The organism is Microbacterium sp. bgisy189, assembly GCF_965345345.1.
Lineage (GTDB): Bacteria > Actinomycetota > Actinomycetes > Actinomycetales > Microbacteriaceae > Microbacterium.
In genome coordinates this window covers 15,263-33,765 of record NZ_CBDRMZ010000016.1, presented here as the reverse complement: position 1 = coordinate 33,765, position 18,503 = coordinate 15,263, and the positions used below count along the sequence as shown (strand labels likewise).

The 18,503-nt window shown below is 69.1% G+C and carries 20 protein-coding genes; 16 read left to right on the top strand and 4 right to left on the bottom strand.

The genetic code is table 11. The features are described from left to right. Nucleotides 1-83: 83 nt before the first annotated feature. Nucleotides 84-1,037, bottom strand: coding sequence for a cysteine synthase A (cysK, locus tag ACSF8R_RS14480; RefSeq protein WP_434812441.1), 954 nt, complete (start codon nt 1,035-1,037; stop codon nt 84-86). Between the two features lie 106 nt (nt 1,038-1,143). On the opposite strand from cysK, the gene prmC reads away from it, so the two are divergent. From prmC to ACSF8R_RS14460, 4 genes are read left to right on the top strand one after another with little or no spacing between them, the layout of a single operon-like run. Next, nucleotides 1,144-2,031, top strand: coding sequence for a peptide chain release factor N(5)-glutamine methyltransferase (gene prmC, locus ACSF8R_RS14475; protein ID WP_434812440.1), 888 nt, complete (start codon nt 1,144-1,146; stop codon nt 2,029-2,031). 56 nt (nt 2,032-2,087) lie between these two features. Further along, nucleotides 2,088-2,810, top strand: a complete 723-nt coding sequence (locus ACSF8R_RS14470; protein ID WP_434812439.1) for an L-threonylcarbamoyladenylate synthase — start codon at nt 2,088-2,090, stop codon at nt 2,808-2,810. Continuing rightward, nucleotides 2,807-3,988 (top strand): MraY family glycosyltransferase, encoded by a 1,182-nt coding sequence (locus tag ACSF8R_RS14465; protein ID WP_434812438.1) that lies wholly within the window; start codon nt 2,807-2,809, stop codon nt 3,986-3,988. The genes ACSF8R_RS14470 and ACSF8R_RS14465 overlap by 4 nt, the downstream gene beginning before the upstream one ends. Then, on the top strand, nt 3,985-4,491 hold the full coding sequence (locus ACSF8R_RS14460; protein ID WP_434812437.1) for a hypothetical protein: 507 nt from the start codon (nt 3,985-3,987) through the stop codon (nt 4,489-4,491). The genes ACSF8R_RS14465 and ACSF8R_RS14460 overlap by 4 nt, the downstream gene beginning before the upstream one ends. Before the next feature lie 59 nt (nt 4,492-4,550). Here ACSF8R_RS14460 and ACSF8R_RS14455 read toward each other — a convergent pair whose 3' ends face one another. Then, on the bottom strand, nt 4,551-4,736 hold the full coding sequence (locus ACSF8R_RS14455) for a hypothetical protein (protein ID WP_434812436.1): 186 nt from the start codon (nt 4,734-4,736) through the stop codon (nt 4,551-4,553). On the opposite strand from ACSF8R_RS14455, the gene atpB reads away from it, so the two are divergent. From atpB to ACSF8R_RS14410, 9 genes are all read left to right on the top strand, one after another. Continuing rightward, nucleotides 4,674-5,414, top strand: coding sequence for a F0F1 ATP synthase subunit A (atpB, locus tag ACSF8R_RS14450; protein ID WP_434812444.1), 741 nt, complete (start codon nt 4,674-4,676; stop codon nt 5,412-5,414). The genes ACSF8R_RS14455 and atpB overlap by 63 nt on opposite strands. 42 nt (nt 5,415-5,456) lie before the next feature. Further along, nucleotides 5,457-5,690: an ATP synthase F0 subunit C gene (atpE, locus tag ACSF8R_RS14445; RefSeq protein WP_144807427.1), complete on the top strand. Its 234-nt coding sequence runs from the start codon at nt 5,457-5,459 to the stop codon at nt 5,688-5,690. Between the two features lie 30 nt (nt 5,691-5,720). Next, entirely contained in the window at nt 5,721-6,272 is a 552-nt protein-coding gene (locus tag ACSF8R_RS14440) for a F0F1 ATP synthase subunit B (RefSeq protein WP_434812435.1), read from the top strand. Continuing rightward, nucleotides 6,272-7,060, top strand: a complete 789-nt coding sequence (locus tag ACSF8R_RS14435; RefSeq protein ID WP_434812434.1) for a F0F1 ATP synthase subunit delta — start codon at nt 6,272-6,274, stop codon at nt 7,058-7,060. The genes ACSF8R_RS14440 and ACSF8R_RS14435 overlap by 1 nt, the downstream gene beginning before the upstream one ends. A gap of 69 nt (nt 7,061-7,129) precedes the next feature. After that, nucleotides 7,130-8,770, top strand: coding sequence for a F0F1 ATP synthase subunit alpha (gene atpA, locus ACSF8R_RS14430; RefSeq protein WP_434812433.1), 1,641 nt, complete (start codon nt 7,130-7,132; stop codon nt 8,768-8,770). Between the two features lie 33 nt (nt 8,771-8,803). Continuing rightward, on the top strand, nt 8,804-9,706 hold the full coding sequence (locus ACSF8R_RS14425) for a F0F1 ATP synthase subunit gamma (RefSeq protein ID WP_434812432.1): 903 nt from the start codon (nt 8,804-8,806) through the stop codon (nt 9,704-9,706). A gap of 21 nt (nt 9,707-9,727) precedes the next feature. After that, nucleotides 9,728-11,179 (top strand): F0F1 ATP synthase subunit beta, encoded by a 1,452-nt coding sequence (atpD, locus tag ACSF8R_RS14420; RefSeq protein WP_434812431.1) that lies wholly within the window; start codon nt 9,728-9,730, stop codon nt 11,177-11,179. 1 nt (nt 11,180) lies between these two features. Further along, on the top strand, nt 11,181-11,441 hold the full coding sequence (locus tag ACSF8R_RS14415) for a F0F1 ATP synthase subunit epsilon (RefSeq protein WP_434812430.1): 261 nt from the start codon (nt 11,181-11,183) through the stop codon (nt 11,439-11,441). A 91-nt stretch (nt 11,442-11,532) separates the two neighbouring features. Then, nucleotides 11,533-12,282, top strand: a complete 750-nt coding sequence (locus ACSF8R_RS14410) for a YaaA family protein (protein ID WP_434812429.1) — start codon at nt 11,533-11,535, stop codon at nt 12,280-12,282. Nucleotides 12,283-12,287: 5 nt separating this feature from the next. On the opposite strand, the gene ACSF8R_RS14405 is transcribed toward ACSF8R_RS14410, so the two are convergent. Then, on the bottom strand, nt 12,288-12,749 hold the full coding sequence (locus tag ACSF8R_RS14405) for a DUF4282 domain-containing protein (protein WP_434812428.1): 462 nt from the start codon (nt 12,747-12,749) through the stop codon (nt 12,288-12,290). Nucleotides 12,750-12,953: 204 nt separating this feature from the next. On the opposite strand from ACSF8R_RS14405, the gene ACSF8R_RS14400 reads away from it, so the two are divergent. The 3 genes from ACSF8R_RS14400 (at nt 12,954) to ACSF8R_RS14390 (ending at nt 17,341) form a co-directional block, all read left to right on the top strand. Continuing rightward, nucleotides 12,954-13,646, top strand: a complete 693-nt coding sequence (locus tag ACSF8R_RS14400) for a large exoprotein (RefSeq protein WP_434812427.1) — start codon at nt 12,954-12,956, stop codon at nt 13,644-13,646. Nucleotides 13,647-13,768: 122 nt separating this feature from the next. Then, complete coding sequence (locus ACSF8R_RS14395; protein ID WP_434812426.1) at nt 13,769-14,557, top strand: PP2C family protein-serine/threonine phosphatase; 789 nt, start codon at nt 13,769-13,771, stop codon at nt 14,555-14,557. 66 nt (nt 14,558-14,623) lie between these two features. Next, on the top strand, nt 14,624-17,341 hold the full coding sequence (locus tag ACSF8R_RS14390) for an FtsK/SpoIIIE domain-containing protein (RefSeq protein ID WP_434812425.1): 2,718 nt from the start codon (nt 14,624-14,626) through the stop codon (nt 17,339-17,341). Between the two features lie 20 nt (nt 17,342-17,361). Here the strand turns inward: ACSF8R_RS14390 and ald are convergent, their stop codons facing one another. Beyond that, nucleotides 17,362-18,477, bottom strand: a complete 1,116-nt coding sequence (gene ald, locus ACSF8R_RS14385; protein ID WP_434812424.1) for an alanine dehydrogenase — start codon at nt 18,475-18,477, stop codon at nt 17,362-17,364. Nucleotides 18,478-18,503: the final 26 nt, after the last annotated feature.

Below are 18,503 nucleotides of genomic sequence, written 5' to 3'. Positions count from 1 at the left end.
CCCCCCCCCTCCCCCCCCTCCCCCCCCCCCCCCTCCCCCCCCCCCCCCCCCCCCCCCCCCCCCCCCCCCCCCCCCCCAACAGCTCAGTCCTCGCGCAGGTGCTCGTACAGCGCGGTCGAGAGGTAGCGCTCGCCGAACGACGGGATGACAACGACGATGTTCTTGCCTTCGGCCTCGGGGCGCGCAGCGACCTGGAGGGCGGCCCAGACGGCGGCACCCGAGGAGATGCCGACGAGGATGCCTTCCTTCGTGGCGACCTCGCGCGCGGTGGCGATCGCGTCGTCGAATGCGACGTCCTGCACCTCGTCGATGACGCCCTGGTCGAGGATCGGCGGGATGAAGTTCGGGCCGATGCCCTGGATCTTGTGCGGTCCGGGGGTGCCCTTGGTCAGCAGCGGCGAGTCGGCCGGCTCGACGGCGACGACCTTGGCCTCGGGGATGCGGTCCTTCAGCACCTGGCCGACACCGGTGATGGTGCCGCCGGTGCCGATGCCGGCGACGAAGTAGCCCACGTTGCCGTCGGTGTCGCGGATGATCTCCTCGGCGGTGGTGGTGCGGTGGATCTCGACGTTCGCCTGGTTCGCGAACTGCTGGGCGAGCACGGCGCCGGGGGTCTCGGCGGCGATCTCCTCGGCCTTGGCGACCGCGCCCTTCATGCCGAGGGCGGGGTCGGTGAGGACGAGTTCGGCACCGTAGGCCTTGAGCAGCAGGCGACGCTCGATCGACATCGACGAGGGCATGCTGAGGATGACGCGGTAGCCGCGCGCGGCGCCCACCATCGCCAGGGCGATGCCGGTGTTGCCGCTGGTGCCCTCGACGATCGTGCCGCCGGGCTGCAGGGCCCCCGATGCCTCGGCGGCGTCGACGATCGCGATGCCCAGGCGGTCCTTGACCGACGATGCGGGGTTGTAGAACTCGAGCTTGGCGAGCACGGTGCCGGGCAGGCCCTCGCTGACACGGTTCAGACGCACCAGCGGCGTGTTGCCGTAGGCGCTCGTGATGTCGGCGTGGATGCCGTGGGTGACCGGTGCGGGCATGTCATGGCCTTTCGGGTGGGGTCCTGTGGTGGTCAACAAGCCTAGGTGCGCGGTGCATTCCCGCATCGTTTGTGACGTTCTGTCACGACTATTCTGGTCTGCGGCCATGAACCCTCCTGACGACTCCCGAACCCCCGCCCGCCTGTCCGAGCTGCTGCGCCTGATCGCCGAACGACTGGCTGCTGCAGGCGTTCCGACGCCTGACGTCGACGCCGAACTGCTCGCTGCGCATGTGCTGGGCGTCGGTCGAGGCGCGCTGTCGGCTGCGGCGTTGCGCGGCGACACGGTCGACGCGGCGCACGAGCAGCGCCTCGAAGAGCTCGTCGCGCGACGCGAGGCGCGTGAGCCGCTCCAGCATCTGACGGGCACCGCACCGTTCCGTCATCTGGAGTTGGCGGTGGGTCCCGGCGTCTTCGTGCCCCGACCGGAGACCGAGATGGTCGCGCAGCTCGGTATCGACGCGCTTCGCGCGGCAGCGACGGCGACGCCGATCGCGGTCGACCTCGGTACCGGGTCCGGGGCGATCGCGCTCTCGCTTGCGACCGAGGTGCCGCATGCGCAGGTGCACGCGGCGGAGAACGCGGTCGACGCGTTCGTGTGGGCCGCGCAGAACTTCGAGCGCGTCGGTGCCGACAATGCCCGGCTCGCCTTCATCGACCTCGAGCACGCCTTCCCCGAGCTCGACGGCATCGTCTCCGTCGTGGTCTCCAACCCGCCGTACGTGCCAGACGATGCGATCCCGCGCGATCCCGAGGTGCGTCTGTGGGATCCGCCGTCGGCCTTGTACGGCGGTGCCGACGGTCTCGATGTCGTCCGCGTCCTCTCCGCCGTCGGGCGGAGGCTGCTGCATCCCGGCGGCACGCTCGTCATCGAGCACGGGGAATGGCAGGGCGCACCGATCCGCGAGTTGCTGACCGCCGAAGGGTGGCGCGCAGCCGCGACGCATCCCGATCTCACGATGCGCGATCGCGCGACCACCGCGATCCGCCCCTGACGCGGCGCAGGCCCTCAGCGCAGGCCGCGGTGGGCCCGCCGTAGACTGGAGTCGACATGTCCGACCTCTTCGACAGCCGCGATCCGGCGCAGTTGCTGCCCGGGATGCGTCAGGCGCGCCACGCGATCGGCCGCGGGCAGCTCATCGTCATGCCGACCGACACGGTGTACGGCGTCGCCGCCGATGCCTTCAGCGCTCCCGCGGTCGCAAAGCTCCTTGCAGCCAAGGGGCGCGGGCGTCAGTCGCCGCCGCCGGTGCTGGTGGCGGGGCTGACCACGATGCGGGCGCTGGTCGCTGAGGTCCCCGAGCCCGTCGAACGTCTCGTCGAGCGCTTCTGGCCGGGCGGACTGACGATCGTCCTGCCTGCGCAGCCATCGCTGTCATGGGATCTCGGTGACACCGGCGGCACCGTCGCGGTGCGCATGCCCGATCACCACATCGCGCTCGAACTCCTCGAGGAGTGCGGACCGCTCGCGGTCTCATCGGCGAACCTCACCGGCCGGCCCGCGGCCGTCGCGATCGACGACGCGATGGACATGCTCGGCGACAGCGTCGCTGTCTACGTCGACGGCGGACCGTCCGATCACGGCATCGCGTCCACGATCATCGATGCGACGGGGCTCGTGACGGGGGAGCGGGGTGTGCGGGTGCTGCGCGACGGCGCGGTGAGCCGTGACGAACTGCAGGACGTGCTCGGCGATCTGCTGGAGCCTGACGAGCAATCCGACGGTGAGCCCGAAGCGGCCGACGAGCCCGTCGACGCCGGCGGATCTGCGTGAAGCACTACGTCTTCGTCGTCATCTTGACGGCGGTCATCACCCTGGCGCTGTCGTGGGTGGTGTGGCGCATCGGCCTGCGCTACCGCATCTATCCGGCGATCCGTGCGCGCGACGTGCATGCGCGCCCGACGCCCCGTCTGGGCGGCGTCGCGATGTTCCTCGGTGTGGTCGCGGCGTTCGCGCTGTCGACCCAGGTGCCGTACTTCGCGACGTTCTGGGAGGAGCCCGTCCCGATCTGGGCGCTCCTCGGTGCGACGTTGATCATCGTGCTCGTCGGACTCGCCGACGACCTGTGGGACCTCGACTGGATGATCAAGCTCGGGGCCCAGTTCCTGGTCGCCGGAATCGTCGTCGGCCCCGGCGGATTCCAGATCTTCGCCCTGCCGCTCGGTGGGCTGATCGTCGTCTCCAGCTGGCAGAGCTTCCTCCTGTCGGTGCTCGCGATCGTCGTCGTGATGAACGCGATCAACTTCATCGACGGACTCGACGGACTCGTCGCCGGCGTGGCCCTGATCGCGAACCTCGTCTTCTTCGCGTACACGTACCTCCTCGTGCGCGATTTCGATGTGACGAGCACGAGCTATGCGAACCTCGCATCCTTCATCGCCGTCGTGCTCGTCGCGGTGTGCCTGGGCTTCCTTCCACTGAACTGGAACCCGGCCCGCATGTTCATGGGGGATGCCGGCGCGCTGATGATCGGGCTGCTGATGGCCTGTGCGGCGATCGCGATGACCGCAAACCTGCCGCAGAATCTCCTCGGCAACAACGATCTGTTCGGGCGCTCCCAGTTGCTCGGTGCGTTCATCCCGATCCTGCTGCCGGTCGTGGTCGTGCTGCTGCCGCTGCTCGATTTCGGCATGGCCGTGATCCGCCGGATGGCGCAGGGCAAGTCGCCGTTCAGTGCCGACCGAAAGCACCTGCATCACCGCATGCTCGACATGGGGCACAGCGACCGCGATGCGGTGCTCATCTTCTACGCCTGGACCGCCGTCGTGAGCCTGGCCGTGCTGCTCATGTACATCGGCACGACGCAGGACCTGCCGGGCGGCTACTGGCCCGGCATCGTCTTCCTCGTGCTCGGGGCCGCCGCCTGCCTGGCCGTCACCCTTCTGCCCGCCCGAACCGCTTCCCGCGCGCCCCTCGAGGTCGACGTGGCCCACGAGAGGATTCCCACATGACCCGCCCCACCGTCTCGAGCACCCCCGTGCTTCGCACCACGCTCGCGTGGTCGGCGATCGCGACGGTCGTCCTGATCGTGGCCGGCGGCGGGATCGGCTTCGCCGTGGGCGGTGCGGAGGGACTGTGGAGCGCGCTGGTCGCCGTGCTGTTGGGCGCGCTGTTCCTCTCACTCACCGGCATCAGCATCCTCGTCGCCAACCGCTGGTACGGCGACGCGCTCTACGTGCCGATCTTCTTCGGCCTCGTGATGGGGGCGTGGGTCGTGAAGTTCGCGGCGTTCATCATCGTGCTGCTCGTGCTGCGGGATCAGCCGTGGCTCAACGGCACGATCTTCTTCGTCGCGCTCGTCGCCAGCGTGCTCGTCTCGCTCGCGATCGACGTCGTCGTCATGCTCAAGATGCGCATTCCCCACGTCAGCGACGTCACCCTTCCGACGACTGCGGATGCCGAGGCCGCAGACGGCGGGCAGGCACCCCCTCCGACCGGCGGGGATGACCGCTGAGGTTTGATAGGCTGTCCTCAGAGCCCGCCGCCGCTCCTTGAGCGTGCGCGGAGTCACGCTCACCGACCATCGTCGCCTCGGTTCACGCCGATGCCCCGAAGCTGGAGCCAGCGCTGTTTACTCAAGCTGCGACCCTGATCGCCACCTCTGCCGAAGAAGGCCCGGTCTTCCACGGCCCGTCGATCGATGAGTTCTTCCCCGAAGCGGTCTTCCAGATCGGTGATCTGGTCATCAACCGCATCCATCTGATCCAGATCGTCGCGACGCTCGCGATCGTCTTGATCTTCTGGCTCGGCACGCGTCGCATGACGGTCGTGCCGGGTCGATTCCAGAGTCTCGTCGAGATGGGTCTCGACTTCGTTCGCAAGAACATCGCCGAAGACCTGCTCGGCAAGAAGGACGGCCAGCGGTTCCTGCCGATCCTCACCACGATCTTCTTCATGGTGCTGTTCATGAACCTCACGGGTGTCATCCCGTTCATGAACATCGCAGGCACGAGCATCATCGCCGTGCCGCTGCTGCTCGCGATCGTGAGCTACGTCACCTTCATCTACGCAGGCATCAAGAAGAGCCCGAAGAATTTCTTCAAGAACGCGCTCTTCCCGTCGGGTGTGCCGCCGGTGCTCTACCTCATCGTCACGCCGCTCGAGATCATCTCGACCTTCATCATCCGTCCGGTCACGCTGACCCTCCGACTGCTGATGAACATGATCGTCGGGCACCTCATGCTGGTGCTGTTCTTCGCCGCCACGCACTTCTTCATCGTCGAGATGGGCGGCTGGTGGTCGGCACTCGGTGCGGGCACGCTCGCCGCCGGATTCGCCTACACGCTGTTCGAACTCCTGGTGGCCTTCCTCCAGGCGTACGTCTTCGCTATCCTCACCGCGGTCTACATCCAGCTCGCGGTCGCAGAAGAGCACTGATCGGGACGGCAACTGCCGCCCACAACCGAAAGGAAAAACCCCGTGGACGCAACTACGGTTCTCGCCGCCCTCGAGGGCAACGTCGCGACGATGGGCTACGGCCTCGCCGCAATCGGCCCCGCCATCGGTGTGGGCATCGTCGTCGGCAAGACGATCGAGGGTGTCGCTCGTCAGCCTGAGCTGGCCGGCCGCCTGCAGGTCCTGATGTGGATCGGTATCGCCTTCACCGAGGCGCTCGCCTTCATCGGCATCGCGACCTACTTCATCTTCCAGTAAGCACCCGCCACCAGTTCCGAAGGAGACAGGATGCTCAACGCTCTTGTCGCGTACGCGGCGGAGGAGGGCGAGGCCCACAACCCGCTCATCCCCGCCTGGTACGACATCATCTGGTCGGCGGTCTGCTTCGTCGTCATCCTCTTCGTCTTCTGGCGCGTCGCGCTCCCGAAGATGAAGGCGCTGCTCGACGAACGAGCCGCTGCCATCGAGGGCAACATCGCCAAGGCCGACGAGGCTCAGCGCAAGGCCGAAGCGGCGCTCGAGGAGTACAGCGCGCAGCTGGCCTCGGCCCGCAAGGAGGCCGGCGAGATCCGCGATGCCGCTCGCGAGGACGGCAAGAAGATCGTCGCCGAGGCGAAGGAGACCGCGTCCGCAGAGGCCGCGCGTCTGACCGCGACGGCGCACACGCAGATCGAGGCCGAGCGTCAGACGGCGCTCGTGTCGCTGCGCAGCGAGGTGGGCACCCTCGCCCTCGACCTCGCGGGCGGCGTCATCGGCGAGACGCTGTCGGAAGACGCGAAGGCACAGGCCGTCGTGGACCGCTTCCTGGCGGACCTCGAGGCTTCCGAGAAGGCGAAGTAATGGGCAGCGCGACCACTCAGGCACTGGCGGCGACCACGACGGCGCTGCGCGCCGCGTCCGGCGTCGACCTTGACGTGGCCCGCGAGCTGTTCGCGGCGGCCCGGGCACTCGGCGACTCGTCGCCGCTGTCCGGGGCCATCGCTGACGCTGCAGCCGACCCCGCAGCCCGTCGCAAGGTCGTGGGAGCCGTCTTCGGCGCCTTCAAGCCCGCGACCGTGTCCGTGCTCGACGTCGCGGCCGGCCAGCGCTGGTCCTCGCCCGCCGACCTGGTCACCGGCATCGAAGAACTCGCGATCCGCGCAGCGGCCACGGCGTCGGCAGACGTCGACGTCGAGGGCGAGCTGTTCGGCGTCGCCCGCACCGTCGCGGCGAACCCCGAGCTCGAACTCGCACTCGGCAGCCGCCTCGGCGACGCGTCCGCGAAGGGTGCGCTCATCGAGAAGCTGCTGAACGGCCGTGCCAGCGACGCGACGACGCTCGTCGTGTCGTCGCTCGTGCAGCAGCCGCGCGACCGACGCGTCCGCGCGCTGCTGAGCTGGGCGATGCGACTGGTTGCAGACCAGCGCGGCCGTAGGGTCGCGACCGTCTACTCGGCCATCGCGCTCGGCGACCAGCAGCGCGGCCGCCTGCAGGCGCTGCTCGCGCAGCGAACCGGCGGCGACGTGACGCTGAACGTCGTCATCGACCCGACCGTCGTCGGCGGCATCCGTGTCGAACTCGGCGACGAGATCATCGACGCCACCATCTCCTCCCGCCTCAGCGACCTGCGTCAGCGGCTGGCGGGCTGACACTTCCCGCTCACCGAGCGGATACGCGGGCGCCACACCCGCACCCGATTTCCACAACAAAGGAAGACCATGGCAGAACTCTCCATCAGCCCCGACGTCATTCGGGACGCGCTGAAAGACTTCGTCGCGGCCTACGAGCCCACCGGGGCCGCCGCGACCGAGGTCGGCACCGTCATCGACGCCGCCGACGGTATCGCCCACGTCGAGGGTCTGCCCGGCGTCATGGCGAACGAGCTCGTGCGCTTCGAGAACGGCGTCGAGGGCCTCGCGCTGAACCTGGACGAGCACGAGATCGGTGTCGTCATCCTCGGCGACTTCGCCGGCATCGAGGCCGGCCAGAAGGTGTCGCGCACCGGCGAGGTCCTCTCGGTCCCCGTCGGTGACGGCTACCTCGGCCGCGTCGTCGACCCGCTCGGCAACCCGATCGACGGTCTCGGCGAGATCGCGTCGGAGGGTCGTCGTGCCCTCGAACTGCAAGCGCCCGGCGTCATGCAGCGCAAGAGCGTGCACGAGCCGATGCAGACCGGCATCAAGGCCATCGACGCGATGATCCCCGTCGGCCGCGGCCAGCGTCAGCTCATCATCGGCGACCGCCAGACCGGCAAGACCGCCATCGCGATCGACACGATCATCAACCAGAAGGCCAACTGGGACTCGGGCGACGTCACCAAGCAGGTCCGCTGCATCTACGTCGCCATCGGCCAGAAGGGCTCGACCATCGCTTCGGTGAAGGGCGCGCTCGAAGAGGCAGGCGCCCTCGAGTACACCACGATCGTCGCGGCTCCCGCATCCGACCCCGCCGGCTTCAAGTACCTGGCCCCCTACACCGGCTCTGCCATCGGTCAGCACTGGATGTACGGCGGCAAGCACGTGCTCGTCATCTTCGATGACCTGTCGAAGCAGGCCGAGGCCTACCGCGCCGTGTCGCTGCTGCTGCGCCGCCCGCCGGGCCGTGAGGCCTACCCGGGTGACGTCTTCTACCTGCACTCGCGTCTGCTCGAGCGTTGCGCGAAGCTCTCCGACGAGCTCGGTGCGGGATCGATGACCGGTCTCCCGATCATCGAGACCAAGGCCAACGACGTGTCGGCGTACATCCCGACCAACGTGATCTCGATCACCGACGGCCAGATCTTCCTGCAGTCCGACCTGTTCAACGCGAACCAGCGTCCCGCGGTCGACGTGGGCATCTCGGTCTCGCGAGTCGGCGGTGACGCCCAGGTCAAGTCGATCAAGAAGGTCTCGGGAACGCTCAAGCTCGAGCTCGCCCAGTACCGCTCGCTCGAGGCGTTCGCGATGTTCGCCTCCGACCTCGACGCAGCCTCGCGTCGTCAGCTCGACCGCGGTGCACGCCTGACCGAGCTGCTCAAGCAGCCGCAGTACGACCCGTACCCCGTCGAGGAGCAGGTCGTCTCGATCTGGGCCGGCACCAACGGCAAGCTCGACACGATCGAGGTCGAGGACGTACTCCGCTTCGAGCGCGAGCTGCTGGACTACCTCAAGCGCAACACGTCGATCCTCGACACGCTGCGTGAGACCAACGTCCTCTCCGACGAGACGGTCGCCGAGCTCGAGAAGGTCACCGACGCCTTCACCCTGGAGTTCCAGGGCGGCAAGGGCCAGGCCATCAACAAGCCGGGTCACGAAGAGCACCAGGCAGCGGATGTCGATGACGTGAACCAGGAGAAGATCGTCAAGGGCCGCCGCGGCTGAGGCCGCCGGTTCCGCAACTGAGACGAAGAACTTATGGGCGCACAACTCCGGGTCTACAAGCAGAAGATCTCTTCTGCTCAGACGACCAAGAAGATCACGAAGGCGATGGAACTCATCGCGGCTTCGCGCATCCAGAAGGCGATGGCGCGCGTGCGCGCGTCCTCGCCCTTCGCGCGGGCCGTGACGCGTGCCGTCTCCGCCGTGGCGACGCACTCGAACGTCCAGCACCCGCTCACCACCGAGCGTGAGGTCATCCGCCGCTCCGCCGTCGTGATCTTCGCCTCCGACCGAGGACTCGCGGGCGCTTTCAACTCGCAGATCCTCCGCGAGGGCCTGCAGCTCGGCGAGCTGCTGCGCTCCGAGGGTCGCGAGCCGGTGTACTTCCTGGTCGGACGAAAGGCGGTGGGCTACTTCCAGTTCCGCCGCATGTCGTCCGCAGGGGAGTGGACGGGTGACACCGACACGCCGCACTTCAACACGGCCGAGCAGGTCGCCAGCGCGCTGCTGGACGCCTACGACCGTGGCGGCGAAGACGGCGGCGTCGACGAGATCCACCTCGTGTACAACCGCTTCGTCAGCATGATGACCCAGACCCCCGAGACGGTGCGCCTGCTGCCGCTCGAGGTCGTCGAGGCATCCGATGACGAGCCCGCCTCGAACCAGGTGTACCCGCTGTACGAGTTCGAACCGAGCCCCGAGGTCGTGCTCGACGCACTGCTGCCGGTGTACGTGCAGAGCCGCGTGTTCAACGCGCTGCTGCAGTCGTCGGCCGCGAAGCACGCCGCGACCCAGAAGGCGATGAAGTCGGCCAGCGACAATGCCGACAAGCTCATCACCGACTACACCCGCCTGCGCAACAACGCGCGTCAGGCCGAGATCACGCAGCAGATCGCCGAGATCGTCGGCGGCGCCGACGCCCTGGCATCGGGCAAGTAAGACCACACGAAAGAGAAGACAATGACCACCGTCACTGCCGAAGCCACCACGGCCACGGTCGTCGGTCGCGTTGCGCGCGTCACCGGCCCCGTCGTCGACATCGAGTTCCCGCACGACTCGATTCCCGACATCTACAACGCACTGAAGACCACGATCACGATCGCGGGCGAGTCGACCGAGATCACCCTCGAGGTCGCCCAGCACCTGGGTGACGACCTCGTTCGTGCCATCTCGCTCAAGCCGACCGACGGCATGGTCCGCGGCCAGGAGGTGCGCGACACCGGCGGCCCCATCACGGTCCCCGTCGGCGACGTCACCAAGGGCAAGGTCTTCAACGTCACCGGTGACGTGCTCAACGCGGCCGAGGGCGAGACCATCGAGGTCACCGAGCGCTGGGGCATCCACCGCTCGGCTCCGAGCTTCGACCAGCTCGAGTCGAAGACCGAGATGTTCGAGACCGGCATCAAGTCGATCGACCTCCTGACCCCCTACGTGCAGGGTGGAAAGATCGGCCTGTTCGGTGGTGCCGGCGTCGGCAAGACCGTCCTCATCCAGGAGATGATCCAGCGCGTCGCGCAGGACCACGGTGGTGTGTCGGTGTTCGCCGGTGTCGGTGAGCGCACCCGTGAGGGCAACGACCTCATCGGTGAGATGGAAGAGGCCGGTGTCTTCGACAAGACCGCCCTCGTGTTCGGCCAGATGGACGAGCCGCCGGGGACGCGTCTTCGCGTGGCCCTGTCGGCGCTGACGATGGCGGAGTACTTCCGCGACGTGCAGAAGCAGGACGTGCTGCTGTTCATCGACAACATCTTCCGCTTCACGCAGGCCGGTTCCGAGGTCTCCACGCTGCTGGGCCGCATGCCCTCCGCCGTGGGCTACCAGCCGAACCTGGCCGATGAGATGGGCATCCTGCAGGAGCGCATCACCTCGACCCGCGGTCACTCGATCACGTCGCTGCAGGCGATCTACGTCCCCGCCGACGACTACACCGACCCGGCTCCCGCGACCACGTTCGCGCACCTCGACGCGACCACCGAGCTCTCGCGTGAGATCGCGTCGAAGGGTCTGTACCCCGCGATCGACCCGCTCACCTCGACGAGCCGCATCCTCGACCCGCGCTACATCGGTGAGGACCACTACCGCGTGGCCACGGCCGTGAAGCAGATCCTGCAGAAGAACAAGGAACTGCAGGAGATCATCGCGATCCTCGGTGTCGACGAGCTCTCCGAAGAGGACAAGATCGTCGTCTCGCGCGCGCGCCGCATCCAGCAGTTCCTCTCGCAGAACACCTACATGGCGAAGAAGTTCACCGGTGTCGAGGGCTCCACGGTTCCGATCAAGGAGACCATCGAGTCGTTCGACGCCATCGTCAAGGGTGACTTCGACCACGTCGCCGAGCAGGCGTTCTTCAACGTCGGTGGCATCTCCGACGTCGAAGAGAAGTGGGCGCAGATCCAGAAGGAGAACAGCTGAGATGGCTCTGACGGTCACCCTCGTCTCCGCCGAGGAGGAGGTCTGGAGCGGTGAGGCGAGCCTCGTCGTCGCCAAGACCGTCGAGGGCGAGATCGGTTTCATGACCGGTCACGAGCCCGTTCTCGCGATTCTCGCCGAGGGTCAGGTCCGCATCACGCAGACCGACGGCTCCAAGGTGATCGCGACGGCGAACGACGGCTTCCTCTCGATGGAGGGCGACGAGCTCACCATCGTCGCCGGCCACGCCGCGCTGCAGTCCTGAACGACCCGACGATCCATCGTCACGCAACCTCCCGCCCCAGACGCCACGGTGTCTCGGGCGGGAGGTTGCGTTTGGGAGAGATGACACCCGGATGCTGATTCTGCTGCCCCCGTCCGAGACGAAGCGTCCCGGCGGCACCGGCGCGCCCCTGCGCCTGGACGCACTCGCTCTTCCGACGTTGGCTGCGCCACGGACCGCCGTCATCGATGCGCTTGTCGCGCTGGCAGCCGACGAAGACGCAGCCGCCCGGGTGCTCAAGCTCTCCGAGCGCCAGCGCGGCGAGATCGCCGACAATGCGGCGCTGCGTACCGCGCCGGGCATGCCGGCCGTCGACCGGTACACCGGCGTCCTGTTCGACGCGCTCGACGCGGCAACGCTCGACGGCACCGCCCGGCGTTGGCTCGGCGCGCACGTGCTGATCCACTCCGCGCCGTTCGGGCCGGTCGCGGCCCTCGACCGGATCCCGCCGTATCGCCTCGCGGCAGGAGTCTCACTGCCGGGGCTCGCGCCACTGCGTCGTCATTGGGCGGGCGCGGTGACCGAGGCGCTCGCGGCGGCGGCACCGCGGTTCGTGCTCGACCTGCGCTCCGAGGCGTACGCCGCCCTCGGTCCTGTCCCCGCCGGGGTGCCGACGGCCTACCTCCGTGTGGTCACGGAGGGTGCCGACGGGACGGCACGAGCCCTCAACCACTTCAACAAGCACGCGAAGGGAGATCTGGTCCGAACGCTCGCCCACGCGAGGCCACGGATCGCATCGGCCGCCGGCTTCGTGAAGTGGGCGACGGATGCCGGTCTGACGGTCCGCCCGGGGGCGCCGGGCGAACTCGATCTGGTCGTCTGAACCGATCAGTCCCGACGGGTGTTCTCGGCGGTTCGTTCGGTGTTCTCGGCGATCGCGATCAAGGCGACCACGCCCTCGATCGCGAACCGCAGCACGACGACCGCGAGGAACGCTGCGATCGGCACGACGATGAGCGTCGTGACGATGAGCGACAGGCCGGCGCCGACGTTCCACCACAGACCCGAGATGCCCGAGATGAGGCCTCCGACGAAGTAGACGATGAAGGCGATGCCGATTGCGATCAATCCGACGACGTAGAACGCCGACGCGAGTCGGCGGGTGATGAACGTGCGGAACGAGATGTCGAACAGCGCTCGGATGAATCCGACGCTCGCATCACCCAGGTCGCCGCCGGTCGACGTCGGCACACCGGTGTTGTCGGGATCCGTCATCGGGGCGGCCGCGGCAGCTTCCGCTGCGGGCTGTGAGGGCGGCGGGGGTGGGGTGCGGCCGTCGTCGGTGCTCATGTCGATCCCTTCGTGACGCGTCGGTGCTGAGGGGGCGGCGCGTACCGTCAGGCTAGCGCCCCGCCCGTACCGGCCGCAGTGCGCGGCGCGCCCGAGTCGCAGGATTTCCTCGCGCAGCGGGCCGTTCTCGCTAGGCTGAGGGTCGCGGGGCCGCCAGAGCCCTGTGCGGGGGGGACCCGCAATCGATCGATCCTGGAGGTCCTCGTGGGCTATACAGATGACAGCGCCGCAGTCGCGATGCTCGCAGGCTTGGCTTTCTTCTTCTTCTTCGTCGGCATCCTCGTCTACGTCGTCGTCGCCTTCTTCCTCATGAAGGTGTTCGAAAAGGCGGGCGTCCAGGGCAAGTGGCGCGCGTGGGTGCCGATCTACAACTTCATGATCTTCACCAAGCTCGGTGACCTGAGCCCGTGGGTCGCTCTCATCGCGTGGGGCGCGGCAGTCGTGCTCGGCGCCGTGCCGGTGCTCGGCCAGATCATCGTCCTGCTGCCGGCCGTCGTGATGGCCATGGCCGCGTGGCGCGTGGGTCTCAAGCTGCAGAAGGAGACCCCGTGGGTCATCCTCTGGATCTTCCTGTCGCCCGTCTGGCTCGGCATCAACGCCTTCGACAAGTCGACCTGGAACACCGCCGTCCCGGCCGCTCCGTGGGCGGGCAACGGCTTCCTCGCCGACAGCACCGTCTGGGACGGCGTTCCCTCGCAGGGCTCGACGGGTGCCGCTCCGCCGGCCGGCTACCAGCCGCCCGCCGCCTACCAGCCCCCGGCAGCGCCCGCTGCCCCGGCCGAGCCCGCGAGCACGACGCCGCCGGCGCCGCCTGCAAACCCGGCACCGCCCGCACCGCCGGCATCCACTCCGCCGGCCGCTGAGCCGCCGGCCGACCCCGAGGCCCCCAAGGCCTGAGTCCCCGCGTCGAACCCCCGTCCCCGCTCTGCGCCGACGGGGGTTCGTGCTTCCCGTCCCCGCTCGCTTGCGACGGTAGAGTGGGGGAGCGCCGCGCCGACGACAACGAGGAGGGTGATCGCGTGCCCGAATCGGCCACCCGCTCGCGGACCGTCCCTCTGGGGGACGGAACGCTCGAGCTGCAGTGGTCCGAGGTGACCCACCGGGGTCGTCGTCGTGACATCAATCAAGACGCCGTGCTGGCAGAGTTTCCCCTGTTCGTCGTCGCGGACGGGATGGGCGGACACGTCGGCGGCGAGATCGCGAGCACCAGCGCGGTCACCCGCCTGCGCGCAGTCGTCGACGAGGGCACGATCACGCCCAAGACCATCGAGAAGGCGCTCGCGCGCGCCGTCGACGACATCGCGAGCCACCCCGAGTCCACCGACGACGGCACCGGCACGACGGTGACGGGCGTCTACCTGGACGACAACGGTGACGAGCCGACGTGGGTCACCCTCAACATCGGCGACTCGCGGGTCTACCTGTTCCGCGACGAGGCGCTCGCCCAGGTGACGACCGATCACTCGGTCGTGCAAGAGCTCATCGCTGCGGGACGGCTCAGCCCCGAAGAGGCAGAGAACCACCCGTACGGCAATGTCATCACCCGCGCCGTGGGGCCGAGTGACGGGGTCGTGCCCGACTACGTCCGGCTCGAGATCGTCGATGGCGACCGATTCGTGGTCTGCAGCGACGGGCTGACGAAGGAGCTCACCGACTACGGCATCCTGCACTTCCTGCTGCAGCATGAAGACCCCGCCGAGGCGGTCGATGCCATGCTCGAGGCCGCGCTCGAGAACGGTGGGCGCGACAACGTGACGATCATCGTCATCAACGCGCACCTCACCGCCTCCTCCACAGCCGCCGACTGAGCACGGTTCTCCGCAGAACATGCCGCGCGGCGCGTCACACCGCCCGCGGGCCGGTTTGCTGGGTGGATGTACGCTCTCGACGCCGACGAACCGATCCGTCTTCCGGACCCGCCGCCCGAGCCGCAGCGGCCCCCGCTGCCCGTGCTCGCCGCGATCGCGCCGGTGATCGGCGCCGTCGTTCTGTGGCTGATCACCGGGTCACCGTTCGCGCTCTGGTTCGCGCTGCTCGGCCCGCTGCTCGCCATCGCATCGATGCTCGACGGCAAACGCGGTGTTCGACGACAACGTCGTCGCGCCGCGGTCGAGCAGCGTCAGGCACTCGAGGAGGCCTGTGCCGAACTCGATCGCAGGCACGACGTCGAGCGGACTCGTGCGTGGGGGAGGACGCCGGGCGTCGCCGGGTACCTGCACGATCCGAGCGAGATCTGGCGAAGCGTGCCAGGCCGCTCAGGCACGCTCGTCGTGGGCGCCGGCGCCGGTCCGAGCGCGGTCCGCGTGACCGGCGGTGACGACGCGGATGCCGCCGGTGGGCTCCGCCGGCGCGCCCGTGTGCTCGAGGCCGCTCCTGTGACGATCGACCCCACGGTCGGGGTCGCAGTCGTCGGCCCCGCGGTCGCGACGGCGGCGGTCGTCCGGGCCCTCGTGCTGCAGTTGTGCCTCTCGCACCCGCCCGGCGCCGTCCGACTCGCCGCCGTGCCCGAATGGCTCGTCGCGGCGCCGCATGCGGCTCGCGCCGACGGTGCGCTCGTGCAGGTCGTCGGCGCAGGCTCAGCCCCCGCCGAACACGCCGACATCGTCGTCGTGCAGGTCGAGGCGGGCGAACCGCCGCCGCCCCGCTGCGGCGCCGTACTGACCCTCGGCGATGCCGGACGCGCACGGCTGGATCACGCGGGAAGCACGCTCGAAGTCGATGTCGAGGCGCTCTCCGTCGCGCAGGCGCACCGCATCTCGCAGGTCCTCGCCGTCCGCGCGAAGGCGTCGTTGCGCCAGGGTGAGGATCGCTCGGTCACGATCGACGAACTGCAGGCGGCGCCGGCACCGGGCGCGCTCGGGGCCGTGATCGGCGCGACTGACGGGTCGCCGGTTGCCGTCGACCTCGTCGAAGACGGACCGCACGCGATCGTCATCGGCACGACCGGGTCGGGCAAGAGCGAATTGCTCACCACTTGGGTCGTCTCCCTTGCGCGGAGGCGCTCGCCCGATGAGGTGTCCTTTCTGCTCGTCGACTTCAAGGGCGGTCGCACGTTCGACCACCTGACGGCACTGCCGCACGTCACCGGAGTGTTGACCGACCTGGACGAAGCGGCCGCGCTCAGGGCCGTCGAGAGTCTGCGCGCTGAGATCAGGCTCCGCGAGCGTGTGCTCGGGGATGCAGGGGCCCGCGATGTCGCAGAGGCCGAGGGAGCGCTCGGTCGGCTCGTGATCGTCGTCGACGAATACGCTGCGCTCGTCGCCGCGCACCCCTCGTTGCACGAGATCTTCGCCGACGTCGCGGCGCGTGGGCGGGCGCTCGGTATGCATCTCGTGCTGGCCTCGCAACGCGCCGCAGGCGTGTTCCGGGATGCACTGCTGGCCAATGCGCCGCTCCGGATCGCGTTGCGGGTCGCCGACGCGGGGGACTCCCGTGCCGTGCTCGGCACGGCGGCCGCTGCCGAACTGCCCGGCACTCGTGAGGCGCGCGGCGTTGCGCTGGTGCGACGACCGGCCGACGACGCACCCGTGCGGGTGCGCATCGCGACCACTGCCACGGCCACGGTCGCCGGTGTCGCTGCCGGCTGCACCGCACCGCGCGCGCGGGCGCCGTGGCTGCCCGCGCTGCCGGCGATGATCCCGCTCGCCGATCTGCGGGCACGGGTGGCGCCCGGAGACGCCGAGGAGATCGTGCTCGGTGTCGCCGACGAACCGGATCGCCAGGCGCAGCCGCTGGTGACACTCCCTGCCACCGGGCTCCTGATCGTCGGAGCGGCGGGCACAGGGCGCTCCGCAGCGCTTCGCACGATCGCCGCGCAGGCGACGCGCGCCCACGTCGTCCCCACCGACGGTGAGGCCGGCTGGGACGCCCTGGAAGGTATCGCCGTGCTCGCGCGCGGCACAGTGGTGCTCATCGACGATCTCGACGTCCTCCTGTCGCGGTGGCCGGAGGAGCACCGAGCCGCCGCACTGAGCGAACTCGAAGCCCGTGTTCGCGAAGCCCACGGACGGGGGATCCGTATGGTGATCGCCGTGCAGCGCGTGACGGGCGGTGTCGGGCGTATCGCAGACCTGCTGCCGCACCGCGCGCTCTTGGCACTCGCGAGCCGCGCCGACCATGTCGCCGCCGGTGGCGAGGGCGCTGACCACCTCGACGGCGTGACGCCGGGTCGCGTCCGCCTCGGACGCCGACTCGTGCAGTTCGCATGGACGGACGAGGGCACGCCGACGCCGCATCGGTCCGCTGACGCCCCGACGGCGTCAGCACGCCCGGACGGCCCGCGTGCATTCGTCCTGCCGCCGGGGCCGCGTGGGCGCGCACTGGCTGCGCAGCACGGGTGTGTGGCTGTCGACGACCCCGCGGCGGCGGAGGCCCCTGCGGTGTGGGGCACGCCGGAGATGTGGCTCGCGCAATGGCCGCTGCTGACCCGAGCGCGGGCTGAGGCGTCGCTCATCATCGACACCGCATGCGCCGGCGAATACCGCACCGTCACCGGACGGCGCGAGCTGCCTCCCTATGCCATGCCCGGTGCGGGACGGGCATGGCTGGCCGAACCCGATGAGCCGGCGCGTCGCATCCGGATCGACGGGTGATGCACCGGCACCGCGGCCTGTCAGGCGAGCGCGTCGGCCGTCGAGACGGCCGCGAGCCCGTGTGCCGACGCGACGCCCGCGTTGGCGACGACGCCTGCTGTCGTGTTCAGACCGCCCGCGAGTCCGGCATCCGCCCGCAGCGCCTCACGCCACCCGCGCCCGGCGATCGCACGCACGTATGGCAGCGTTGCGTTCGTGAGCGCCGACGTCGAGGTGTTCGGGACGGCGCCCGGCATGTTCGCGACGCAGTAGAAGACGCTCTCGTGCACTGTGAACGTCGGGTCGGCGTGGGTCGTGGGGCGGGTGTCCTCGAAGCAGCCGCCCTGATCGACGGCGATGTCGACGAGCACCGACCCCGGACGCATGCGGCTGACCGTCTCGTTCGTCACGAGCTTCGGCGCCTTCGCTCCGGGGATGAGCACCGAACCGATGACGAGGTCGCTGGCGATCACGGCGCGATCGAGATCGAGCGGGTTGGATGCCGCCGTCTTCACGCGCCCCTGGAAGTGGTCGTCGAGGTACCGCAACCGGGCGACGTTCGTGTCGAAGACGGTCACATCGGCACCCATGCCGACCGCGATGACGGCCGCGTTCGACCCGGCGACACCGCCGCCGATGACAGTCACCGTCGCCGGTCGCGTCCCCGGAACGCCCGACATCAACAGTCCGAGTCCACCGGCAGAGCGCATCAGGGTGCTCGCGCCGACCATCGGCGCCAGGCGCCCGGCGACCTCGCTCATGGGCGCCAGCAGCGGCAGCCCGCCGCCCACGCCCTGCACGGTCTCGTAGGCGATCGCCGTCACGCCATCGGCGACCAGGCGCTCCGTCAGGGGTCGATCGGCGGCCAAGTGCAGGTAGGTGAACAGCACCAGGTCGTCGCGGAAGTGTCGGTACTCGCTCTCGATGGGCTCTTTGACCTTGAGGAGCAGTTCCGCCCGGGCCCACACGTCGTCCGCGCCGTCGATGAGTTCGGCACCGGCCGCCGAGTACTCGGCATCCGTCATCGACGAGCCTGTGCCCGCCCCGGACTGCACGAGCACCTCATGCCCGGCAACGACGAGGTCGTGCACACCGGCCGGTGTCAGGGCGACCCGGTACTCGTTGTTCTTGACCTCTGTAGGAACGCCGATCTTCATTGATGGTCCTTTCTGGCCCTTGTGGG